The organism is Hwangdonia sp., assembly GCF_048381975.1.
GTDB lineage: Bacteria > Bacteroidota > Bacteroidia > Flavobacteriales > Flavobacteriaceae > Hwangdonia > Hwangdonia seohaensis.
Window position 1 is genome coordinate 24,426 of record NZ_JBLWYT010000010.1, and the last position, 20,715, is coordinate 45,140.

Here is a 20,715-nt window from a genome sequence, read left to right on the forward strand (position 1 = left end):
TATAAATCAACATTCATTAATTTTAATTCGTAAATCCATTTGAATTATCCACCAAAACACCATCAAGAAAACAATATTAATCGCCTCATTGAAGTGATTAAAACCTATCCGTTGGCCACGGTTATTTCAGTAAAAAACAACACGCCTTTAATAACCCATTTGCCCTTGATTTACAACGAAAACGGTAAGCTTGTTGGGCACATCGATAGGTATAATCCGCAAGCGCAATTGCTTAAAGATAATAATCCAGTAACGCTAATTTTTTCCGGACCGCAATGTTATATTTCCCCCAGTATTTATTCAACGGCGCAGCTACCAACTTGGAATTATATAAAAGTGCATATAAAAGGAACTGTAGCCGAGGTAAACGACGAGGAAAAAGTAAAACAAGGTTTGGTAGATATGGCTGGTTTTTTAGAGGCTCCAGACCATAAATACCAACTGAAAATGGACAACCCAAGAATGCACGGTTTAATAAATTATATAAAAGGATTTGAGATTGATATTACCCATTGGGAAGGCAAATTTAAACTCTCGCAAGACAAAAATAAAACCGATATAACCAATGCGAAGGAGGAGCTTATTCGAGCCAATAAAACAAGTATTGAAACTTTTTTAAGTAAAGTATTTAACTGAAGCTATACAGGGCATTTGATTGATAATACGTTGTGTATAGCCCAATAAATAGTATTGAAATTATTTTTAAATTAAATGAAAAACCACACGCTAATATTGTTACTGTTTATCCTTTTTATGGCTGCAAGTTGCTCAAAAGCCACAAAAACGGAAGCCCAAAAACCAAATATTATTTATGTGTTGGCAGACGATTTGGGCTACGGCGATATATCCAGCTTTAATGAAAACGGACAAATTAAAACCCCAAACATCGATCAATTGGCCAACGCTGGCATTAAGTTTACCGATGCACATACGTCATCGGCAGTGTGCACGCCAACGCGCTATAGTATTTTAACAGGACGATATAATTGGAGAAGTAAATTAAAAAGCGGTGTGCTAACAGGAAAATCTAAAGCCTTAATTCCAAATTCGAGAACAACCGTGGCTTCCATGTTGAAAAAACAAGGTTACCACACCGCCTTTATTGGCAAATGGCATTTGGGTTGGGATTGGACTTTAAAAGATGAAGATAGTTTTGGCGGAAGCGGTTGGGATTTTAAGGATTTTGACAATATAGATTTTACAAAACCCATAAAAAATGGCCCAAACGAATTAGGGTTTACTTATGCTTACGGACATTCGGGGTCGTTGGATATGGCGCCTTACGTGTATGTTGAAAACGGACAAGTTACCGTAGTTCCAGATTCCGTTACCGAAAACTCGGGCAAATACACTTGGTGGCGAAAAGGGCCAACTTCAAAAGATTTTATACATGATGATGTAACGCCCAATTTCTTCAGAAAATCGTTTAAATACATTACCGAAAAAGCTAAAGACAACAATCCGTTTTTCTTATATCTTGCTTTGCCATCGCCACACACCCCAATTTTGCCAACGGAAGAGTGGTTGGGGAAAAGCCAATTAAATCCTTATGCTGATTTTATGATGCTCATCGATGCTTATATGGGACAGCTTACCAAAACGATTAAAGACGCAGGAATTGAAGAGAATACCATCGTTATTTTTACCAGCGATAATGGCTGTTCGCCAGAGGCAGATTATGGGGTTTTAAAAGCTAAAAACCATAACCCAAGTTATATATATCGCGGCCACAAAGCCGATATTTTTGAAGGCGGACATCGAGTGCCTTTTATCGTTAAATGGCCAAAAAAAATAACGCAAGGTATTACTTCAAAAGAAACTATTTGCACTACCGATTTTATGGCGACCTGCGCCGAAATTTCCGGATATAAACTTTTGGATAACGAAGCCGAAGACAGTTACAGTTTACTGCCATTATTCACTCAAAAAAAGCTTGATAAACCCTTTAGGGAAGCTACGGTGCACCATTCCGTTAATGGGAGTTTTTCCATAAGAAAAGATGAATGGAAACTTATTATGTGCCCAGGTTCCGGTGGTTGGAGTTTCCCAAGACCCACTAATAAAGCCGCTATGGATTCTTTACCAAAACACCAACTTTATAATTTGAAAAATGACCCGAGCGAAACGAATAATATAATAGCAATAAACCCAAAAAAAGTTATGGAATTAAAAACTTTACTAACGAAATATATTGTTGAAGGGCGAAGCACACCTGGAACACCACAAAAAAATGATGCTATTGATTTTGATTGGAAACAGGTTGGGTTTATTGAATAGAAGGCTTACAACTATTAGATTTGACAAAAAAAAAAGAATCTCTTTAAAACCCACTATTTTTTCCTTTCAATAACATAATTCACCATCAATTTCAGGGCATTTTTATACTCTGAATCTGGATAGGTATCCAACAACTGCAAAGCTTCATTTTGAAACGTTTTCATTTTACCCACGGCGTAGTCTAAGCCGCCATTATTTTTTACAAAGGCTATTACTTCCTTTACGCGTTTGGTATCTTTATTATGGTTTTTAATGGAGTTTATCAGCCAACGTTTATCATTTTTATCGGCTTGGTTGAGCACATAAATTAATGGTAATGTCATTTTTTGTTCTTTAATATCAATGCCTGTGGGTTTGCCTATTTGGGTTGCGCCGTAATCGAACAAATCGTCTTTTATTTGAAAAGCCATACCGATAAGTTCACCAAACTTTCGCATGGTTTCAACATCCTGTGAATCGGGTTTTACTGATGCTGCCCCCAAACTACAACAGGCCGCTATAAGCGTTGCTGTTTTTTGACGTATAATTTCGTAGTAAACCGTTTCGGTAATGTCTAATTTTCGAGCTTTTTCAATTTGAAGCAGTTCGCCTTCACTCATTTCTCGAACCGCAATAGAAATGATTTTAAGCAAATCGAAATCATTATTGTCTATGGATAACAACAATCCTTTAGACAGTAAATAATCACCTATTAAAACAGCTATTTTATTTTTCCAAAGCGCGTTTATCGAGAAGAATCCACGACGCCGGTTGCTATCGTCCACCACATCGTCGTGCACCAAAGTTGCCGTATGGATAAGCTCAATAACCGATGCGCCTCTGTAAGTGCGTTCGCTTACTTCTCCGTTAGATACCATTTTAGAGACCAAAAACACAAACATAGGGCGCATTTGTTTCCCTTTTCGGTTAACAATATAATGCGTAATTCGGTTTAGCAACGCCACTTTACTGGACATGGACAATTGGAACTTTTGCTCGAAAAGATCCATTTCGTAGGCTATGGGTTGCTTTATTTGTTCTACTATTTTCAAATGCTAAAATTGAATGTCACAAAGCTAATGATAAACTGATATTAAGCAATGTTATAATCAAAAAAAACTATTTATATGAGAAATGATTATCCACCAAAATATTAAGTCATTAGTCTTGTTGTCCAGCTTTAAAAACAATATTTGTTTAAAACAAAATTTCATATGGGTTATTCATTTTACTTTTAACGTTAATCGATTATTAATAAAATTAGTAATTTAGCATAAATTAAGGCCTTAATAAATGTTTTATAAAACATTTATTGAAAACAAATCTATCACAACATTAAACCTATTAATTATGAAAAAAATTACTTTATTGTTTGTTTTTTTAATCTCTTTCCATTTTGTTGGTGGTCAGATTTTATCAGAAAATTTTGATGATGTTTCCACCTTGTCAACGGCGGGCTGGACCATATTAAATGTTAGTGAGTTTCCAGGTACCACAAATTGGTTTCAAGGAGATACAAGTAGGTTTAATGCTCATGGAGGTGCTTTAAATTCTTATATAGCAGCTGATTATTTGTCAGCTTCCGATATAGGTCAAGCAGTTAGCACGTGGCTTATACTTCCAACACTATCGTTAAAAAATGGTGACGAATTAAGTTTTTATACCAGAACGGTTGACCCCGTTCAATATCCGGATAGACTACAGGTACGTATTGGAGCAGGAACCAATCCAATTGCTCCAACAAATAGTACAGATGTAGGTGAATATACTACCTTGTTATTAGATATTAATCCAACATATCTTACTACAGGTGCAGGCTCTTATCCTACAACATTTACACAGTATACAGTAACGGTTTCAGGCTTGAGTGTTACACCTGTTGATGCACGTCTTGCATTTAGGTATTTTACTGAAAACAATACGAATAACTCTGACTATATAGGTGTTGACACTGTTGTAGTTACTAGCTCTACTCTTGGTTTAACGGATGTAGAAGCCAAAGCCTTCAGTCTTTTCTATAATAAGTACGAAGGAGTTTTGTCTTTAAAATCACCTCATTCTAAGTTGCAAAATGTCACCCTGTATAACTTATTAGGGCAAGAAGTTTTGAGTAAAAAATTATATCAAACAGAAGAGAAGGTTGATGTTTTGGATTTAAACCGGGGTATTTACCTCGCTAAGGTGACCTTAGAGGGACATTCGAAAACCATCAAATTTTACAAAGATTAATTAATAAAAAGCTGCAAATTGCAGCTTTTTTTAACCTTTATTTGCTAATTGTCCGCATGCCGCATCAATATCTTTTCCTCGGCTTCGTCGTACATTAACCACTATTCTATTTTTTTCTAAAGTGTTGATGTAGTTTTCCAAGGCCTCATTTGAGGCTTGCTGAAAATGGCCATCGTCAATAGGGTTGTACTCAATTATATTGACTTTACATGGCACGTATTTACAGAATTTAACAAAAGCATCAATGTCTTTTTGTGAATCGTTTATGCCCTTCCAAACTACATATTCATAACTTATTTTACGGTTTGTTTTTTCGTACCAATATTCTAAAGATTCTTTTAAATCCTTTAAAGGAAAAGTTTCGTTAAAAGGCATGATGGTGGTTCGAACCTCATCGATAGCTGAATGCAACGATACAGCTAAATTAAATTTAACATCGTCGTCTGCCATTTTTTTAATAATTTTTGGCACGCCAGAAGTGGAAACGGTTATGCGCTTTGGCGACATGCCCAAACCTTCGGGCGAGGTTATTTTATCGATGGCCTTAATTACGTTGTTGTAATTCATTAGCGGTTCGCCCATGCCCATAAACACTATATTGCTTAATGGCCTATTGTGATATAATCTACTTTGGTTATCGATAGCAACCACTTGGTCGTAAATTTCGTCCGGGTTTAAATTACGCATCCGTTTTAACCGTGCCGTGGCACAAAATTTACAGTCTAAACTACAACCAACTTGACTGGATACACAGGCTGTTGTACGTGTTTTGGTTGGAATTAAAACCGACTCAACAATTAAACCGTCGTGCAAGCGCACCGCGTTTTTAACCGTACCATCGTTACTGCGCTGCATGTTATCGACCTTTATGTGATTGATTACAAAATGGTCTTCGAGCATTTGGCGTGTTTCTTTTGAAACATTGGTCATGTCCTCAAAATGGTGTGCCGATTTTTGCCAAAGCCATTCGTATACTTGATTGCCCCTAAATGCTTTGTCGCCTTGTTTTACAAAGAATTCTCTTAATTGTTCTTTGGTTAATGCGCGTATGTCTTTTTTCTTTACCGTCATAAGTTTTGCAAAAATAGTGAAAGGAATTTCGATGGACGAATTACAGTTAACGATTTTTAATGGGAGTTAGCATTTGCGTTAGGGATTGCAGTGGAAATCCTTTTTGTGAGGCACGAGCAAAAAGATTGTAGCGTAAAGCCCGACCCCTCTTGCCCTGAGCTGAGTCGAAGGGTGGGGTAACGCCCAAATAATGATGATGCGATGCTAAAATAAGTTCAGCATGACAAATCATGGTAGAATTTAGATTTTTGAAGTCAACGATTTAAAGAATACGTAGCCAAAACCTAGAAATAACATGAGGTGAAAGGGGAACAACCCGAAATCGCCACCTTGGTCGCCAACCACGAATGCGCTGTACATGCCAAAGGCGAAGTAGAGCATGAGGGCGCCTTCGAAAATGACGTTTATAGAGATTGTTTTTTTGAGGTATTTGTTGTTTTTCCAACCGTCTTTTATCGTGCTTATATTGAATTTTGGCGTGCGCACAAATTCACTTTTTTTGCCCAAATGTCCTTCTAAAACAGCAATGGAATTGTGCAATGAAAAGCCCATGGCTATTGAGAAAAACACGAAAAACATACCAATGTAGTTCATAAAGTTTTTTATGCCGCCGCCGTACATTCTGCGGTACATAATCCAGTAGCAAACAAAAAATATTACGGTGCTTATAATAAAGAAGCTCATTACAAAAAAATAGGCTTTTAAATGGGTGTACTCGTTTTTTATGTAAAGCATGGGGATGCTTAAAACGGCCACTATAAGGATGTTTAAAAACATGGTGCTGTTTAATAAATGCAGCAGGCCGTGGGCTTTGGTTTTCGCCGAAATGTTTTTGTTTTTTAATACTTTCCACAGCATTTTTTTGAAGTTTTCGGCACCGCCTTTGTTCCACCTAAATTGTTGCGAGCGTGCCGCGCTTATGGCCACGGGGAGTTCTGCCGGTGTTTCTACATCTTCAAGATATTTGAATTTCCAGTTTTTTAATTGGGCGCGGTAACTTAAATCGAGGTCTTCGGTTAGGGTGTCGCCTTCCCAATTGCCAGCATCTATAATACAGGTTTTGCGCCAAACGCCAGCGGTTCCGTTAAAATTTATAAAATGCCCTTTACTATTTCGGCCTACTTGCTCCAATGTAAAATGCGCATCTAAAGCAAAGGCCTGAATTTTTGTTAACACCGAAAAATTGCGATTAATGTGCCCCCAACGGGTTTGTACAACCCCAATATTGTTGTCTTTAAAATAAGGAATGGTGCGTTTTAGCCAATCTTTTTTTGGTAGAAAATCGGCATCGAAAATGGCAATAAAATCGCCTTTGGCTGTTTTTAAACCTTCTTTAAGTGCACCGGCCTTAAAGCCTTGTCGGTTGGTTCGGGTGATATGTTGAATATCTAAACCTTTGGCTTTAAGTTTGGCGATTTGATTTTTTGTGGTTTCAACAGTCTCATCGGTTGAGTCGTCTAAAACCTGGATTTCCAATTTGTTTTTTGGATAGTCGATTTCCGCAATGTTGTCGAGCAAACGCTCCATGACATACATTTCGTTATAAACGGGCAATTGTATGGTTACAAAGGGGATTTCTGCCGGGTTTGACAAATTGAAAGTTTCGCAGGATGTGTTGTTTTTTTTAGAAGATAAATAATTAAATAGTAGGTTTAATTGTGCCAAAGCATACATAAATATAAGCAATAACGCGATGGTGTAAACGACTATAATTATGGTTTCTAAAATCATTTCTTAATACTGTATTTAAAAATCCAACCTAATATTTTAAAGCCTGCAAATATAGCACCTTTTACCGTTCCGGAAACTTTTGAGACGCCAATTCGGTTTCTGTAATTCACGGGTATTTCGGTGTATGTTAGTTTTTGCTTTAAAGCTTTTAGTTGCATTTCTACCGTCCAACCATAGGTTTTGTCTTCCATATTTAGACGCAATAGTTTATTGTATTTAATGGCTCTAAATGGCCCCAAGTCGGTAAATTTTGCTCCAAAAAATAAGGTCATTAATGTGGTTGCCAACCAATTGCCAAAAATTTGGGGAAACGTCATAGCGCCCTGCTCTCTCAGTCGTTTTACACGCGCACCGATTACAAAATCTATATCATCATTAATAATTGGTGCTACAATTTTTGTTAATTCTTCGGGGTAATCGCTGTAATCGCCATCTAAAAAAACGACTATATCTGGTTTTAAATTCTGTTTTGCTATATGGGCCATACCTTTTAAACAGGCGTATCCGTAGCCTTTTCTGGATTCGGTTAAAACCGTTGCTCCAGCTTTTTTAGCGTTGATTTCGGTGTTGTCGGTGGAGTTGTTGCTAACCACAATAATTTCATCAACTATATTGGGAATATCATTAATAACATATGCGATGGAGTCTGCTTCGTTATAGGCAGGAATAATGACTTTTATACTTAGGTTTTGCTCAGCACTGGATTTGATCATTGTAGGTCTAGTAAATTATTTTCTTTTTTGAACGCTTTTAAATCTGTCCATGTTTTAATTTTTTTTCCGGATTTAAACTTAGCGACAGAAACTAATTTTTCATTTTCGTACATGAGGCAATATCCGTTTTTCCGATTGTATTTAAACTGGCATTTGTAATTGATTTTTTCAGCGTTGTTATAAAACGACCACCAGTTTGTTTTTTCGCCATTATCAAAACGACCTTCACTTTGTTTTGTGCCGTTTTCAGTGTAAAAATACCAATATTTAATAGGTTTGTTTGCTGAAAAATGACCTTCTTTTTCAATGTTTCCGTTTTTGTAAAAGAATTTCCAATAACCATTTTTTTGATTGCTTTTTATCCAGCCTTCAGATTTTAAAACGCCGTTATCAAAATAATTTTTTTGATAGGTTTTTTGAGCTGAAATTGATAAGCTGATGGACAGGATTATATAGAATGAAATCTTTTTCATTTTAATTTATTAAAGTTAGCCACAAATACACGAATGTTTTTTAATCATGTTGAAACTGTAAACTTATTTCTGATTCACTAAATCCATTAAATTCACATCGTTACCCAGTAAAACATCGGTTGGATTGATGCGTCCTTTTTCCGGGCCATTTTCCAGTTTTAAAACACCTCGCGGGCAAACCGCGGCACAAATACCACAGCCAACACAACTCGCTCTAATAATGTTTTCGCCTTTTTGTGCATAGGCGCGCACATCGATTCCCATTTCACAATAAGTTGAACAATTACCACAAGAAATACATTGGCCGCCATTGGTCGTTATTCTAAAACGGGATTTAAAACGCTGTACTATACCTAAATAAGCGGCTAACGGACAACCGAAACGGCACCAAACCCGATTGCCAAAAATGGGATAGAACCCTGTGCCGATAACCCCGGCAAAAATGGCACCGATTAAAAAGCCGTAAACATCTTGTATGGTTTGTGTTTTGATACCCAATACCGCCTCAGCTCCCGAAAAATAGGAGTAAAGTGTAAAGCCTGTCATTACTAAAGCAAATACCAAAACACCATGTACCAACCAACGTTCCAATTTCCAAGCGCTTAACGATTTATCGGATAGTTGTCTGTAAGGGTCGCCCAAGGTTTCAGCTAAGCCACCACAACCGCAAACCCAACTACAATACCAGCGTTTTCCAAAGAAATACACCATTACGGGAACGATAACCAAGGTTAATACGATGCCCCAAACCAAAATAAACAAACCCAAGCCACCGCTATTTATAAGTTCATCAAGATTCCATTTAAAGAAGAAATCGTAATCCAATGGAAAGGCGTTTTTAAAATCGTACCAAGGTTTTTCAAAACGAACTAAAATTTCTGGAATTAAAAAGGCAAACACAATTTGAAAAAACAAAACCGAAGTGGTTCGTAATATTTGGTATTTATTGTGTCGGTATTTTATATACATTCTCACCGCCATAACCGTCATTACGGTGCAGTATAAAAATCCGTATAAAAACCATTGACTTGCTGGGTTTCCGTTTAAACTTTCACTTATGGGGTCAACAAGGTACACCCAGTTTACAATATAATCGGGCCTGAAATAAAGCAGGATATAAAAACCTACCAAAAATATAAAGGCGAACCAACCTATCCAACCTCGGTTTGTCGCTGCACTATGATAAATGCCATTGTTTTTAATGCCTGCAGGTCCTAAGGTAATAACCTTTGGAATAATAAATAACAATGCACCAATAATGCCCAAACCAAAAGTGAGCCACCAAAACAGCCATTTGTTTTCTTTAACCATGCCGCTTCCGGCGCTTTTGGCTATTTGGTAAGAAAAACTGTGTGGCTTGTCCCAAATAACTTTATCCCATTCGCTATTTTGTTTGTGGGTTTCGTTTGCTGTTTTTAATGCCGATGTGATTTGAGATGAAAATGAAAACGGATTTGTAAATTCCTTCTTAACCACGTTCGTTTTTAAATCATCAATAAAAAGCTCGCTTTTAATGCCTTTGTTGATAATGACTTGGTCTAATACCTGAGGTGTTAACTCATACTTCCCTAAAAATACTAGCGCGATAAATATAGCGAGACCTGTTAAAAATAAACCAAGTCCTATGTTTTGAATGTTCTTCATTTGATTTATTTATGAGGTTTGAAAAATACGTTTCCAACTTTTCTTTTTCAGCTGAATATTCGTGTGGTTTTCTTGGTTGAATTTTGCAACGATTTCCGGTTCGTGCAGTTTGTAAAACTCAGGATCAAAATTAGCATCGGCCAAATGTTCTAAAACATAATCGACCGAACGTTTTTCGGTTAAAACCTTATCGAAAAACTCATGTCGCATTCTAATTCCCAAATTATTAATCCCAATAAATTCACGCATGTTTTTATCGTAGTTGATGTGAATACATTTGTTGCCTTTATGGTGTTCCCAATAAAAACGAGCTTCGTTTTTCTTTGGTTGCGCCCAAACCCAACCATAGGTTTGGTATTCAATATCAAAAAACTTAGCCGAGTTAAACCAGTGTCCGGGTTTGTATGCAATGCGGTTCCCGCAAATGGTTTGCGCAACGGTTTCTCCCATCATGCGTCCGGTGTACCAAACGGCTTCAATGGGTCTGCGCTGATCAATGCCTTCGTGTTGTTCGGCGCAATCGCCAATGGCATAAACATCGGGGATATTGGTTTCTAAAAACCGATTCACTTTTACACCGCGCCCCGTTTCAATACGTCGCCCGGGCTCAGTACGGGTTTCAGATTCTTTTAAAAAATCAATATTCGGTGAAACACCAGCAGTTAACCCAACTACATTACAGTCAATTTCTTCGCCTGTTTCTTCAATAATCACCGATTTTACCTGACCGTTTTCATCGGCTTTAATTTCTTTTAAATTCACGCCTAATCGTAAGTCGATACCGTTTTTTAAAATTTCGCGGTTAATCATAGCCGATTCACCTTTAGGTAAAACTGCATCCCAAAAACTATGTTCCCGTACTAAAAAAGTCACTGGAATATGGCGCGAATGCAACATTTCAGCAAGCTCAATACCTATTAATCCGCCACCAACAATTACGGCGTGTTTACATACTTTATTATTGGGTGCATATTTTTCAAGATTATCTAAATCTTGTTTGTGGTACATACCCATAACGCCATCTAAATCTTGCCCTGGCCATCCAAATTTATTGGGTTTGCTGCCCGTGGCAATTATTAGTTTGTCGTATTGTAAGGTGTCGCCATTTGCAAACTGTAGTGTTTTAGATGTGGTTTCAACCGTATTTACATAGCCTTTTTTAAGGTTGATGTTGTTCTTTTCCCAAAACCAATTTTCGTAAGGTTGTGTATGCTCAAACTTCATGTGTCCCATATAAACATACATTAGCGCGGTTCGAGAAAAGAAATAATCGGTTTCGGCAGATACAATGGTGATTTTTTTAGCCTGTGCTGAACTTGTTTCAGTATCGGAAAGTTTTCTTATATGCCTCGCAGCGGTAACGCCCGAAATGCCATTTCCTATTATAACAATGTGATCCATATTTAATGATTGTGTTGTAGTAGGTCGAAGTTAAAGATAATAACTTATATTGAAGTTGTTAATTTAGAATTGCTTTAAATTACAGGTGTTTTGTAAGGATTTAGAATTTTTAAAGACGCAAAAAAACTTTTTTTAACCATGTAAGTTAGCTAACATTTTATACGACCTAGGTGGTAACACTTTGCAAAGCATAAACTATAGATAGATGAAAAAGCAACATATCATTTTAATTATTATTCTAGTGAGCATTGAAGGATTTTCGCAAGATGTGAATGTTTTTTTTAGTAAGGCTGATACTTTTTTTAGGACTTATGTTGATGTGGGGAAAGTAGCCTATTCGGACATTTACAACAATCAAAGTGGTTTGAATGAATTGATGAAATTAGCCGAAGCTATTTCGGTTTCAAAAGAAGATGCAGAGGTCTATCAAGCCTTTTGGATTAACGCTTACAACCTATCTGTTATAAAAGGCATCATTGCTAATTACCCCACAAAATCGCCATTGAATCACGCGGGTTTTTTTGATAAAACAACTTATAATTTAGCAGGAAAAAACATCACACTAAACGATATAGAACACAAGTTATTAAGAGCCCAATTTAACGATGCGCGCTTCCATTTTGTGTTGGTTTGTGGTGCCGTTGGTTGTCCGCCATTAATCAATAAAGCCTATTTACCAAACACCTTGGATGCACAATTGGAAACGCAGACCAAAAAAGCCATAAACGGTAGTTTTTTAAAAGTGAATACCAAAAAGAAACGTGTTGAAGCATCGCAAATTATGGAATGGTATAAAGCGGATTTTACCATGAACGGTACAACGGAAATCGATTTTATTAATAAATACAGAGCTGAAAAGTTAGAAGGCAAGTACAAACTGGGTTATTTTCAATACGATTGGAGAATCAATACACAGTAAGGTCTAAAAAAAGAAACAAAAACCAAATACAGATGAAAAAAACAATAGCATGTCTTATAATTTCAGCGATAGCATTTACCGGGTTTTCACAAGAAGAAGATGTCCAAAAAAGCAATATCCAAACCTATACACCGTCAAAACTGTTAAAAAAAGGCCAGTGGGATATTAAGTTTTTCAACAACTTATACACCCAAACCAAAGTGGCAAATAGTAGTGGCGATGTGTCTAAAAATGAACCGAGAGAAACCTATTTTACATCAACAATCGACGTGTTTACGGGCGTTTCGCAAAACAGTACATTGAATGTGGGTTTGTTGATTGAAATGCGTTCCAACATCGTTGGAAACCGTAAAGCCCTCGATGTTTTTAAGTTTGACGGCGAAACCAATACGGCGCGTTCGGGCATAACATCTATCGCACCCGCTATCAAATTCAATCCGTTTAATAATGTGAGCAACTTTACAATTCAAACGGCATTCCATATACCATTGGTTGATAACGAAACCGAAAACAACGTGTTTTTAGACCAAACCGCATACACATTCCAAAATCGATTTTTCTACGATTACACCTTTCCAAGTGGTGATTGGCAACTGTTTACAGAGCTAAACACCGAGTATAATTTTGGTGAGAAAACCAGTTTTGCCAATAAAACATTTGTGTTGGCTCCGGGTGTGTTTTTAAGTTATTTCCCCAATAAGGAATTTACCATTTTAGGATTTGCGCAGCATCAACAACGTGTTGGCGATTTTAAACAAGATTATACGGCATTGGGTTTTGGTGGAAAATATCAATTATGTAAAACTTTAAATTTAGAGGTGCTTTACAGTAATTTTATAAGAGGCAACACTACGGGTTTAGGACAATCATTTAATATAGGTTTAAGGGCTTTGTTTTAATTAATAATGTAAATTAGGAGTTTATAAATCGTTTTTTATGAAACTATTTAAGTTCCTAATTGTTTTTTTAGCGCTGATTTTTCAGACCTGTTTAAGTCAACCAGAAAAAATTAACGGTGTAAGTTTTGTAGCCTCACAAGAGTCCATTGATCATGCGCATGTAAAACCTGTTGTAAACGTCAACGCTAATTATGCAGCCATTATGCCTTTTGGGTTTATACGAAATTTGGAACACCCGGAAATTGTGTTTAACACGCAGCGACAGTGGTTTGGTGAAACCACAGCGGGAGCAAAGCAATATGTTGAAGTACTTCGACAAAAGCATATTAAAATTATGATAAAACCCCAAATTTGGATTTGGCATGGCGAATTTACGGGGTATTTAGAAATGGCATCTGAAGCCGATTGGAAAACCTTGGAAAATTCATATTCCAAATTTATATTAGAATACGCCCAATTAGCTCATGAGTTTGATGCTGAACTATTTTGCATTGGTACAGAACTTGAAAAATTCATTGAAAACAGACCAGATTATTGGCGTAATTTAATTGCGGAAATAAAAAAAACATACAAAGGCAAACTAACTTACGCTGCCAATTGGGACGAGTTTAAGCATACACCATTTTGGGATGAATTGGATTTTATTGGCATTGACGCCTATTTTCCCGTTAGCGATAGTAAAACGCCTACGGTCGCCGAAGCTACAGCAGGTTGGAAAGCACATAAACCAGTTATTGAACAGGTTTCAAATACCTTTAACAAACCTATTTTGTTTACTGAATTTGGCTATAGAAGCGTGGATTATTCTGGGAAAGAACCTTGGAAAAGCGACAGAAATATGGGGCATGTTAATTTAGATGCGCAAACCAATACCACTAAAGCGCTGTTGGAAAACTTTTGGAATGAAGACTGGTTTGCCGGTGGTTTTATTTGGAAATGGTTTGTTAATCACGAAGCGGTTGGTGGCGTAAACAATGCACAATTTACACCGCAAAACAAACCCGTTGAAGCTGTTTTACGTAAACATTACAGTGATTTTAAATGAATAAATTGAAGTACATATTGGTCTGTCTTTTCGCTTTTACATCTTGTTCAAAAGATGCGGATGACGACCTGCGCAATACGTTAGAAGCTTACGTTTTAAACAGGTCTTTTGAAGTGGGTGCTGTTATTGCCTGTGCCGCAAGCGATGAAAATACCAACGAGATTCTAACCTTTTATTACCCAGAATCCGGTGCAACCCATATCCGCCTTTATGAAACTGAAAATGCACAAGTTGACCAAAACGAGTTTTCAAATTATGTGCAAATCACCATTCCAAACGAACCGTTTTTTAATGGGTATTTGGGCAAGTTTGTACAATCTTCTTCAAATGAAAAATGGATTATTGTTACTTTTGAATTGCATGGTGAAATAAAAATGTCCAACCCCATTCGGTCCAAACAAAACACCAAACCAACTGTTTGGAATAGTGAAGTCGTTATCGACCAATCGCAACCCAACATGCCTAATTTTATGTGGGAAGATGATGCTTTTGACGATAATGCCATATATTTTCAAGTGGTTTCGGATGCGCAAAACAATTTACTTTCGGGCACCTATACTTACGAGAATCATTTTCAATATTACAACACATCCAACGTGGTTCTAAATATAACGACCCAGCAAACGCCACCATTGCTCATTTCTGGAAATAATTATAACTTCACCTTAATGGATGTTAGTGAAAATAATTGGGTAAATTGGGGCATTCTTAAAACCTTTGAAGCTCAATGAGTAAAACGCTAGCCATTGTATTTTTAAGCTTTTTCACTGTGAGTTTGTTTTCGCAGAATTATACGGTTGCCGATTTAAAAATTCAGGGTAATAAAAAGCTCAAATCGTCTTTCATCAAAAAAATATCATCTATTAAAACTGGAGAAAAGCTGGATTCGTTGGTTATCGAGCAAGATATAAAACGCTTAAAACGCTTGCCGTCGGTGTCTCACGCTTATTATCAGGTGTTTTATTCCGAAAACAATCAATACAACGTGTTTTATAATGTTGTTGAGAACTTCACCTTAATTCCTTCGGCCAATATGTATACCACAAATAACGATGAGTTTGCCTATCGTTTGGGACTGCACGAGTTTAATTTATTGGGGAGAAACATTGGTTTTGGCGGGTTTTATCAAAAGGATATTTACAGCAGTTACGCCATAAATTTTAGGGCGCCTTATTTGGTTTCAAACAAATTGGGTTTGGCTGTAAACTATCAAGATTTAACAACCCAAGAGCCTGTTTTTTTTGATGGTACAACGGCCGATTATAAATACAATAACCAATCTTTGGAAATTTTGGGTTTATACGAGTTTAACTTTAACAACAAACTGGAACTCGGAATAAACTATTTTGTTGAAGATTATGCCTATAAATCTGGCGCTACAAACCCCAATGTGCCACAGCAATTAAATGTGCACAAATGGTTGCTTAAAAGCATTTACGAATACAACAATCTGGATTATTTTTACCAATATGTGTCCGGTGTTAAAAATCAATTTAACTTTCAATATGTAACATCAACCAACGATATGCTCCCTGATTTTTTTATCGCTTGGAACGATTTTTTCTATTTTAAACGTTTTGGCATGCGTAGTATTTGGGCAAACCGATTGAGATTGGGCTTGTCAAAAAACGATAAAACGCCATTCGCCCCTTTTTCGGTAGATAATAATTTGAATGTTCGTGGCGTTGGAAACACCATCGACAGAGGCACAGGCGTTATTGTTTTAAATACCGAATTCCGTTATACCATTTACGAGAAAAATTGGTTCGTTTTGCAAGGAAACACATTTGTTGATGCCGGTTCTTGGCGAAATCCAGGAGGCGATTTTGGCGATTTTAGTAAAGACGAAAACATCAAAATATATCCGGGTTTGGGGCTTCGTTTTATTCATAAAAAAATATACAACGCCATTTTTAGAATTGATTACGGACATGGGATCACCAAAAATGCAACCAAGGGTTTTGTGTTTGGTATTGGACAATATTTTTAAAGTATTTCGGGCGTTACCTCTTCGTGCCTTGGGGTCGGGCTTTCACCAGTCGCTCTCTGCGAGGAGCTCCAACAAACTTGTGCTGAGCGATGTCGAAGTATGCTCAATCCCTAACGAACCAATCCGCCACAGTAAGTTTTAAAACGCAAAGTCTAGTTAATTCAAACACAAACATTTATTTTTGAAAAAACGAGGGTTATATGCGAACATTTGCAATTGGCGATATTCATGGTGGTTTAAAAGCATTAATTCAGCTATTGAATAAAATGGAAATTAAAGATGAAGACACCCTTATTTTTATGGGCGATTATGTTGATGGCTGGAGCGAATCTGCACAGGTTGTTGCGTTTTTAATAGACCTTTCTAAAAATTTCAATTGTGTTTTTATAAAGGGGAACCACGATGTTTGGTGTGAAAACTGGTTAAGAGAAGACCGTGTTGACCCCGTTTGGTATATGCATGGCGGTAAAGAAACCATAGACAGTTATGCGGGGTTTTCGGAAGCCAAAAAAAAGAAGCATTTAGAATTTTTTGAAAGTATGCCACTTTATTTTATTGACGGCGAAAACAGATTGTTTGTTCACGCTGGATTTACATCAATGCACGGTGTGGAAAAAGAGGTTTTTAAAGAAAGTTTATATTTCGATAGAACGCTTTGGGAAATGGCTTTAACGATGGATAATCGCATTGCAAAGGATTCTACATTATACCCAAACCGATTAAAACACTACAGCGAAATTTTTATTGGGCACACTCCAACTATAAATTTTAACGTCGGCGTGCCCATGCAAGCCGCAAACATTTGGAACATTGATACGGGCGCTGCGTTTACCGGTAAATTATCTGGAATGAATATAGACACGAAAGCGTTTTTCCAAAGTGATAATTTGCCCAATTTATACCCCAATGAAAAGGGGAGGAATAGAGGTTAAATAAGTTAACTGCGTTTTTAGTTTGGGTCTCCTGCAAGGTTTTGTTTTAAGCTTGTAAGTCTACTAAAAAGAACATACCTCAAGGTTCTGGAAACCTTATAGGTTAATTTCACTCAATACTCTTAAAATCCTTTATCGCCTGATTGGGTTCCATAACATTATAGCCTTTCCAAAATTCGGGGTCGTATTTTGGTAAATACGTGGGCTTAACTTTGGCTTTTTCAGTAATGTTATTAAATGCCGTTTCGGTAATACTTTCGTTTTCAAAAACCACGAGTTCTTTTTTGGTGGTGTTCGATACGATAAAATGAATATGGGTAGAAATTTCATTCTGCTTTCTCCGCCCTTTTACATGTTTGTTTTTTTCAATAATCTTTAATGGGCGTTTAATTCCAAACTTATTCCCGTTTTCCACTTCGGCATATTTAAGGGCATATTTAGCGGCATTATTTTTAGCATAAATAAAGGTGCCTTTTTTTAAATATTCACTGTAAGAGATGCCTAAAAGTCTAAAGTTTTTTAGGTTTTTCACATTCTCATAGTCCACCCTAACAATGGCAAAATCATCAGTATTGATATATAAAACACCTTTGAAACCTTCTTTTCGCTTTGGGGTAAATGTTATTTTATAAACAAATTCACCGTTTAAAAATTGATAGTCCAAAAGCTCGAATCTGTATCTGTTAGACTTTTCAAGAAAGTTTAAAAACGAATCCTCAAAGATAAAACTGCTGGTCTCTAAATTTGCAATAGCGCGTTTTCTGTATCTTAAAAAGTTCTGTTTACGTTCGTTTTCCTTCTTTTTTTGTTCGTCAATAAAGGCTTTGGTTTTTTCAATGTCTTCATCGGCTTGGGCATCGCCAAAAAAGGAAGAGTCAATGTCTTCTTTTGTGCCGAAAATCCCGGATTTAATTTTAAAATAGGAATCTCTTTTAATGTGTTTTTTAAAAATGGTATTAAATTTTTCTTCAAGGTCTTCAAATGAGATTTCATTGTTTTTGTCGTAAAGGTTTGAAGCTTTTATAATATCTAATTTTAGGGCGTTTTCAGCAATGGGCTTTAGGTATAAATCACCTAAAAGCTCTGTGTAATTACCCGAGTTTTTAGGCATAATATCCAATACGCTATCAACAAATTTTTGATTGATTTCCGGAATGGTCGATTTATTAATAGCAATGATGTTTTTAATCATGTTATTATGGTCGGATTGCCTATAAAACAGCCTGCTTTTGGTGTATTCAAAATCGTAATTTGTTGCTAAGTTTTCTTGTGTTTTTTCTATAATTTCCTCAACCGTATAGGCTTTGTTCGAAACCAAAACCTCGTCCAATTCAATGGATTTCTGACTTAAAACAATAATGCTATCGGTGAATTTTTCAACTGCAACGCGCTTGGTTTCGTAACCCAAACAATTGATAAAAAGGGAGTCGTTTGCCCTAGTTTTTTTATTCAAATATATTTGAAACACGCCATTGTCGTTACTAATAACCCCAGATTTTTTATTGAGCTCAATAGTCGCAAACGCGATGGGTTTTTGTGTAGTGGAATCAATTAATTTGGCATGAATGGAGTTCTGTGTTTGAGACCATTGAAAAATAAATAATGTAAATAAAACTAGAAATAATTTTGGATTCATATAAAAATCTATTTGCTATAAAAGTAGACGATTATATAACCTATTTGTACCATTTAGAGTTTCGTTAAGTGAATTTTATCATTTTTTAACACTTACATATTTTAAATAATATTGGTTTAATTGATTTGGCGAAGCGCCCAACCATTTTTTTAAATGAATGGTCCAATAATGAAATTGCAAACGCCAAACACCATTGGTATTGTAATGCCTTGGCGAGGTTGTTAACCATTTTTGAATGACCACAAATTGCTTGCGAGCGTAAAGTTTGCCAATTAAATCGTTGTCTTCGTATATTTTAAAATTCTCATCAAAACCATTAAGGGTTTTAAAAAGTGATTTTGTGATAAATAAACTTTGGTCGCCACCTCGACAAGATTTTAAAGGTAATCGTGTTAATTGTCCCGCTAGTTTTAGCCACCAATGGTCGCTGTTAAATTTCATGATAAAGCAACCGGCATGATGGTTTTTTTCAACTTGTTCAATAATATATTCGTCGAAATTTTTAGGTGGAAAAGAATCGGCATGCAAAAAATACAGAATGTTTCCCGAAGCGTTTTTTGCTCCTAAATTCATTTGTTTGGCACGACCTTTTTGCGAGTGAATTAATTTGATGTCTGGTCGAGTAGAATTTTCGATAGAAAATTTTGTATCGAGAACTTTAATTAAGTCTTCTCGACACAATTTTTCGTTATGCTCAAAATCACTCGAAGTGACAAAGTTCTGTACTATTTTACAAGTCTGGTCTGTACTGCCGCCATCAACAATAATAATGTCTGAAATGTTTTCTTTCGAAGCATTTTTCAATAAATGATTCAACAGATTTTCAATATGGTCTGCTTCATTTAATGTAGGTATAATTATGGAGATTTGGTGTTTCATATTTTGTTTTTAGAGACCTGTTAGGTTTTTAAAACCTGACAGGTCTAAATGTTTTTATTCATTCAAATCCCAATTATAGCTTTTATAACTTTTTTTCGCTTTCGCGGAAATTTGAACGTCTGAATATTGGTTTAAAAAATCGACTAAACTACCATTTTGTTTAAAATCTTTTGCAAACCATTGAAATATTTTCGATAGCTCAAGACTGTCTTTTGATATGTTGTTTTTTGTTGAATCGCTTAAAAAACCCTTTGTGGCTTTAGTAAGTTGTGCTTCTAAATTTTCAGCCGTATAAGCTTCGTTTAATAATTTAGGGCATGAAACCGAGGCGCAAACAATGGTAAAATGAATTCGTGGTTCGTCCATTTTCCGTAAAATCTCATGTTCAATATCATTTAAACTAAACTCTTTTTCACCTAATTTCCACAGGCGTTGCTCCCAGGGTTTTTTAATGTCTTTTATGCTTTTTAGGGGATACTGTCGCAAAATTAAATCAATCGTAAAAGCATTGTAAGCGTTAATCCAAAAGGCAAGCTTTTCATCGTTAGAAATAGTGTTAAAAGCATCATTTGCATAAAATAAGCTTAAAGCGTAAATGTAGTCGAGCAGTTTTTTATGCTCGATTTTAAATGATTTGTAATTTACATTGCCGTTTTCTGAAACGTGTTTCACTAATAGTTCGTCCCATAATTGATGTGTGGTAATAACTCCTTTGGTAAGCTTTTGATGGAATCCGTTATCAGCTACTTCAGTTTCTTTTTGCAATGGCGAATCTATTTCCTTTTTGGTGTCTATTTCAGATTGAACTACGGGATTAGGTTTATGTTCAACCACCTTTTTCGTTCTAGCGCAAGCTGATAAAATGATGACAAAGGTTGTTAAAATGAGGTATTTCAT

Annotated in this window: 19 protein-coding genes; 9 read left to right on the forward strand and 10 right to left on the reverse strand. The window is 36.2% G+C overall.

Features of this window, described 5'->3' with window-relative positions:
• Window positions 1-39: 39 nt before the first annotated feature.
• Together ACN5J7_RS15010 and ACN5J7_RS15015 are read left to right on the forward strand one after the other, a co-directional pair.
• Window positions 40-636: an FMN-binding negative transcriptional regulator gene (locus ACN5J7_RS15010; RefSeq protein ID WP_311934967.1), complete on the forward strand. Its 597-nt coding sequence runs from the start codon at window positions 40-42 to the stop codon at window positions 634-636.
• Window positions 637-711: 75 nt separating this feature from the next.
• A complete protein-coding gene (locus ACN5J7_RS15015; RefSeq protein ID WP_311934965.1) occupies window positions 712-2,277 on the forward strand; it encodes an arylsulfatase in 1,566 nt (521 codons plus the stop codon).
• Window positions 2,278-2,330: 53 nt separating this feature from the next.
• Here ACN5J7_RS15015 and ACN5J7_RS15020 read toward each other — a convergent pair whose 3' ends face one another.
• Window positions 2,331-3,308 (reverse strand): polyprenyl synthetase family protein, encoded by a 978-nt coding sequence (locus ACN5J7_RS15020; RefSeq protein WP_418604530.1) that lies wholly within the window; start codon window positions 3,306-3,308, stop codon window positions 2,331-2,333.
• Window positions 3,309-3,606: 298 nt separating this feature from the next.
• On the opposite strand from ACN5J7_RS15020, the gene ACN5J7_RS15025 reads away from it, so the two are divergent.
• Entirely contained in the window at window positions 3,607-4,485 is an 879-nt protein-coding gene (locus ACN5J7_RS15025) for a choice-of-anchor J domain-containing protein (RefSeq protein ID WP_418604531.1), read from the forward strand.
• 30 nt (window positions 4,486-4,515) lie between these two features.
• Here the strand turns inward: ACN5J7_RS15025 and rlmN are convergent, their stop codons facing one another.
• From rlmN to ACN5J7_RS15055, 6 genes are all read right to left on the reverse strand, one after another.
• A complete protein-coding gene (rlmN, locus tag ACN5J7_RS15030; RefSeq protein WP_418604532.1) occupies window positions 4,516-5,556 on the reverse strand; it encodes a 23S rRNA (adenine(2503)-C(2))-methyltransferase RlmN in 1,041 nt (346 codons plus the stop codon).
• 240 nt (window positions 5,557-5,796) lie between these two features.
• Window positions 5,797-7,287 (reverse strand): cellulose synthase family protein, encoded by a 1,491-nt coding sequence (locus ACN5J7_RS15035; protein WP_418604533.1) that lies wholly within the window; start codon window positions 7,285-7,287, stop codon window positions 5,797-5,799.
• On the reverse strand, window positions 7,284-8,000 hold the full coding sequence (locus ACN5J7_RS15040; RefSeq protein WP_311934955.1) for a glycosyltransferase family 2 protein: 717 nt from the start codon (window positions 7,998-8,000) through the stop codon (window positions 7,284-7,286). Before ACN5J7_RS15040 ends, ACN5J7_RS15035 begins: the two co-directional genes overlap by 4 nt.
• The gene (locus ACN5J7_RS15045) at window positions 7,997-8,473 is read right to left on the reverse strand and encodes a hypothetical protein (protein WP_311934954.1); all 477 of its coding nucleotides are present in this window, start codon (window positions 8,471-8,473) and stop codon (window positions 7,997-7,999) included. Before ACN5J7_RS15045 ends, ACN5J7_RS15040 begins: the two co-directional genes overlap by 4 nt.
• 63 nt (window positions 8,474-8,536) lie before the next feature.
• Window positions 8,537-10,117: a 4Fe-4S binding protein gene (locus ACN5J7_RS15050; protein WP_418604534.1), complete on the reverse strand. Its 1,581-nt coding sequence runs from the start codon at window positions 10,115-10,117 to the stop codon at window positions 8,537-8,539.
• 9 nt (window positions 10,118-10,126) lie between these two features.
• Complete coding sequence (locus ACN5J7_RS15055) at window positions 10,127-11,518, reverse strand: NAD(P)/FAD-dependent oxidoreductase (protein ID WP_418604535.1); 1,392 nt, start codon at window positions 11,516-11,518, stop codon at window positions 10,127-10,129.
• A 205-nt stretch (window positions 11,519-11,723) separates the two neighbouring features.
• Here ACN5J7_RS15055 and ACN5J7_RS15060 point away from each other — a divergent pair, with 205 nt between their 5' ends.
• The 6 genes from ACN5J7_RS15060 (at window position 11,724) to ACN5J7_RS15085 (ending at window position 17,303) form a co-directional block, all read left to right on the forward strand.
• The gene (locus tag ACN5J7_RS15060) at window positions 11,724-12,437 is read left to right on the forward strand and encodes a DUF547 domain-containing protein (protein WP_418604536.1); all 714 of its coding nucleotides are present in this window, start codon (window positions 11,724-11,726) and stop codon (window positions 12,435-12,437) included.
• A 32-nt stretch (window positions 12,438-12,469) separates the two neighbouring features.
• Complete coding sequence (locus ACN5J7_RS15065) at window positions 12,470-13,336, forward strand: transporter (RefSeq protein WP_418604537.1); 867 nt, start codon at window positions 12,470-12,472, stop codon at window positions 13,334-13,336.
• A 37-nt stretch (window positions 13,337-13,373) separates the two neighbouring features.
• Entirely contained in the window at window positions 13,374-14,381 is a 1,008-nt protein-coding gene (locus tag ACN5J7_RS15070; protein ID WP_418604538.1) for a glycoside hydrolase family 113, read from the forward strand.
• A complete protein-coding gene (locus ACN5J7_RS15075) occupies window positions 14,378-15,112 on the forward strand; it encodes a hypothetical protein (RefSeq protein WP_418604539.1) in 735 nt (244 codons plus the stop codon). The genes ACN5J7_RS15070 and ACN5J7_RS15075 overlap by 4 nt, the downstream gene beginning before the upstream one ends.
• A complete protein-coding gene (locus ACN5J7_RS15080) occupies window positions 15,109-16,371 on the forward strand; it encodes a POTRA domain-containing protein (RefSeq protein WP_418604540.1) in 1,263 nt (420 codons plus the stop codon). The genes ACN5J7_RS15075 and ACN5J7_RS15080 overlap by 4 nt, the downstream gene beginning before the upstream one ends.
• Before the next feature lie 200 nt (window positions 16,372-16,571).
• Window positions 16,572-17,303 (forward strand): metallophosphoesterase family protein, encoded by a 732-nt coding sequence (locus ACN5J7_RS15085; protein WP_418604541.1) that lies wholly within the window; start codon window positions 16,572-16,574, stop codon window positions 17,301-17,303.
• 109 nt (window positions 17,304-17,412) lie between these two features.
• On the opposite strand, the gene ACN5J7_RS15090 is transcribed toward ACN5J7_RS15085, so the two are convergent.
• The 3 genes from ACN5J7_RS15090 to ACN5J7_RS15100 form a co-directional block, all read right to left on the reverse strand.
• Window positions 17,413-18,939 carry a carboxypeptidase-like regulatory domain-containing protein gene (locus tag ACN5J7_RS15090; protein ID WP_418604542.1) on the reverse strand — a complete coding sequence of 509 codons (1,527 nt, stop codon included), beginning with the start codon at window positions 18,937-18,939 and terminating at the stop codon, window positions 17,413-17,415.
• 78 nt (window positions 18,940-19,017) lie between these two features.
• Complete coding sequence (locus tag ACN5J7_RS15095) at window positions 19,018-19,818, reverse strand: TIGR04283 family arsenosugar biosynthesis glycosyltransferase (RefSeq protein WP_418604543.1); 801 nt, start codon at window positions 19,816-19,818, stop codon at window positions 19,018-19,020.
• A gap of 54 nt (window positions 19,819-19,872) precedes the next feature.
• Window positions 19,873-20,715: a DUF547 domain-containing protein gene (locus ACN5J7_RS15100; protein WP_418604544.1), complete on the reverse strand. Its 843-nt coding sequence runs from the start codon at window positions 20,713-20,715 to the stop codon at window positions 19,873-19,875.

Coding starts and splice junctions, on each gene's coding strand:
- ACN5J7_RS15090 (WP_418604542.1), bottom strand. CDS start 18,939: ATGAATCCAAAATTATTTCTAGTTTTATTTACATTATTTATTTTTCAA.
- ACN5J7_RS15100 (WP_418604544.1), bottom strand. CDS start 20,715: ATGAAATACCTCATTTTAACAACCTTTGTCATCATTTTATCAGCTTGC.
- ACN5J7_RS15050 (WP_418604534.1), bottom strand. CDS start 10,117: ATGAAGAACATTCAAAACATAGGACTTGGTTTATTTTTAACAGGTCTC.
- ACN5J7_RS15040 (WP_311934955.1), bottom strand. CDS start 8,000: ATGATCAAATCCAGTGCTGAGCAAAACCTAAGTATAAAAGTCATTATT.
- rlmN (WP_418604532.1), bottom strand. CDS start 5,556: ATGACGGTAAAGAAAAAAGACATACGCGCATTAACCAAAGAACAATTA.
- ACN5J7_RS15055 (WP_418604535.1), bottom strand. CDS start 11,518: ATGGATCACATTGTTATAATAGGAAATGGCATTTCGGGCGTTACCGCT.
- ACN5J7_RS15060 (WP_418604536.1), top strand. CDS start 11,724: ATGAAAAAGCAACATATCATTTTAATTATTATTCTAGTGAGCATTGAA.
- ACN5J7_RS15095 (WP_418604543.1), bottom strand. CDS start 19,818: ATGAAACACCAAATCTCCATAATTATACCTACATTAAATGAAGCAGAC.
- ACN5J7_RS15045 (WP_311934954.1), bottom strand. CDS start 8,473: ATGAAAAAGATTTCATTCTATATAATCCTGTCCATCAGCTTATCAATT.
- ACN5J7_RS15085 (WP_418604541.1), top strand. CDS start 16,572: ATGCGAACATTTGCAATTGGCGATATTCATGGTGGTTTAAAAGCATTA.
- ACN5J7_RS15070 (WP_418604538.1), top strand. CDS start 13,374: ATGAAACTATTTAAGTTCCTAATTGTTTTTTTAGCGCTGATTTTTCAG.
- ACN5J7_RS15015 (WP_311934965.1), top strand. CDS start 712: ATGAAAAACCACACGCTAATATTGTTACTGTTTATCCTTTTTATGGCT.
- ACN5J7_RS15025 (WP_418604531.1), top strand. CDS start 3,607: ATGAAAAAAATTACTTTATTGTTTGTTTTTTTAATCTCTTTCCATTTT.
- ACN5J7_RS15075 (WP_418604539.1), top strand. CDS start 14,378: ATGAATAAATTGAAGTACATATTGGTCTGTCTTTTCGCTTTTACATCT.
- ACN5J7_RS15080 (WP_418604540.1), top strand. CDS start 15,109: ATGAGTAAAACGCTAGCCATTGTATTTTTAAGCTTTTTCACTGTGAGT.
- ACN5J7_RS15035 (WP_418604533.1), bottom strand. CDS start 7,287: ATGATTTTAGAAACCATAATTATAGTCGTTTACACCATCGCGTTATTG.
- ACN5J7_RS15065 (WP_418604537.1), top strand. CDS start 12,470: ATGAAAAAAACAATAGCATGTCTTATAATTTCAGCGATAGCATTTACC.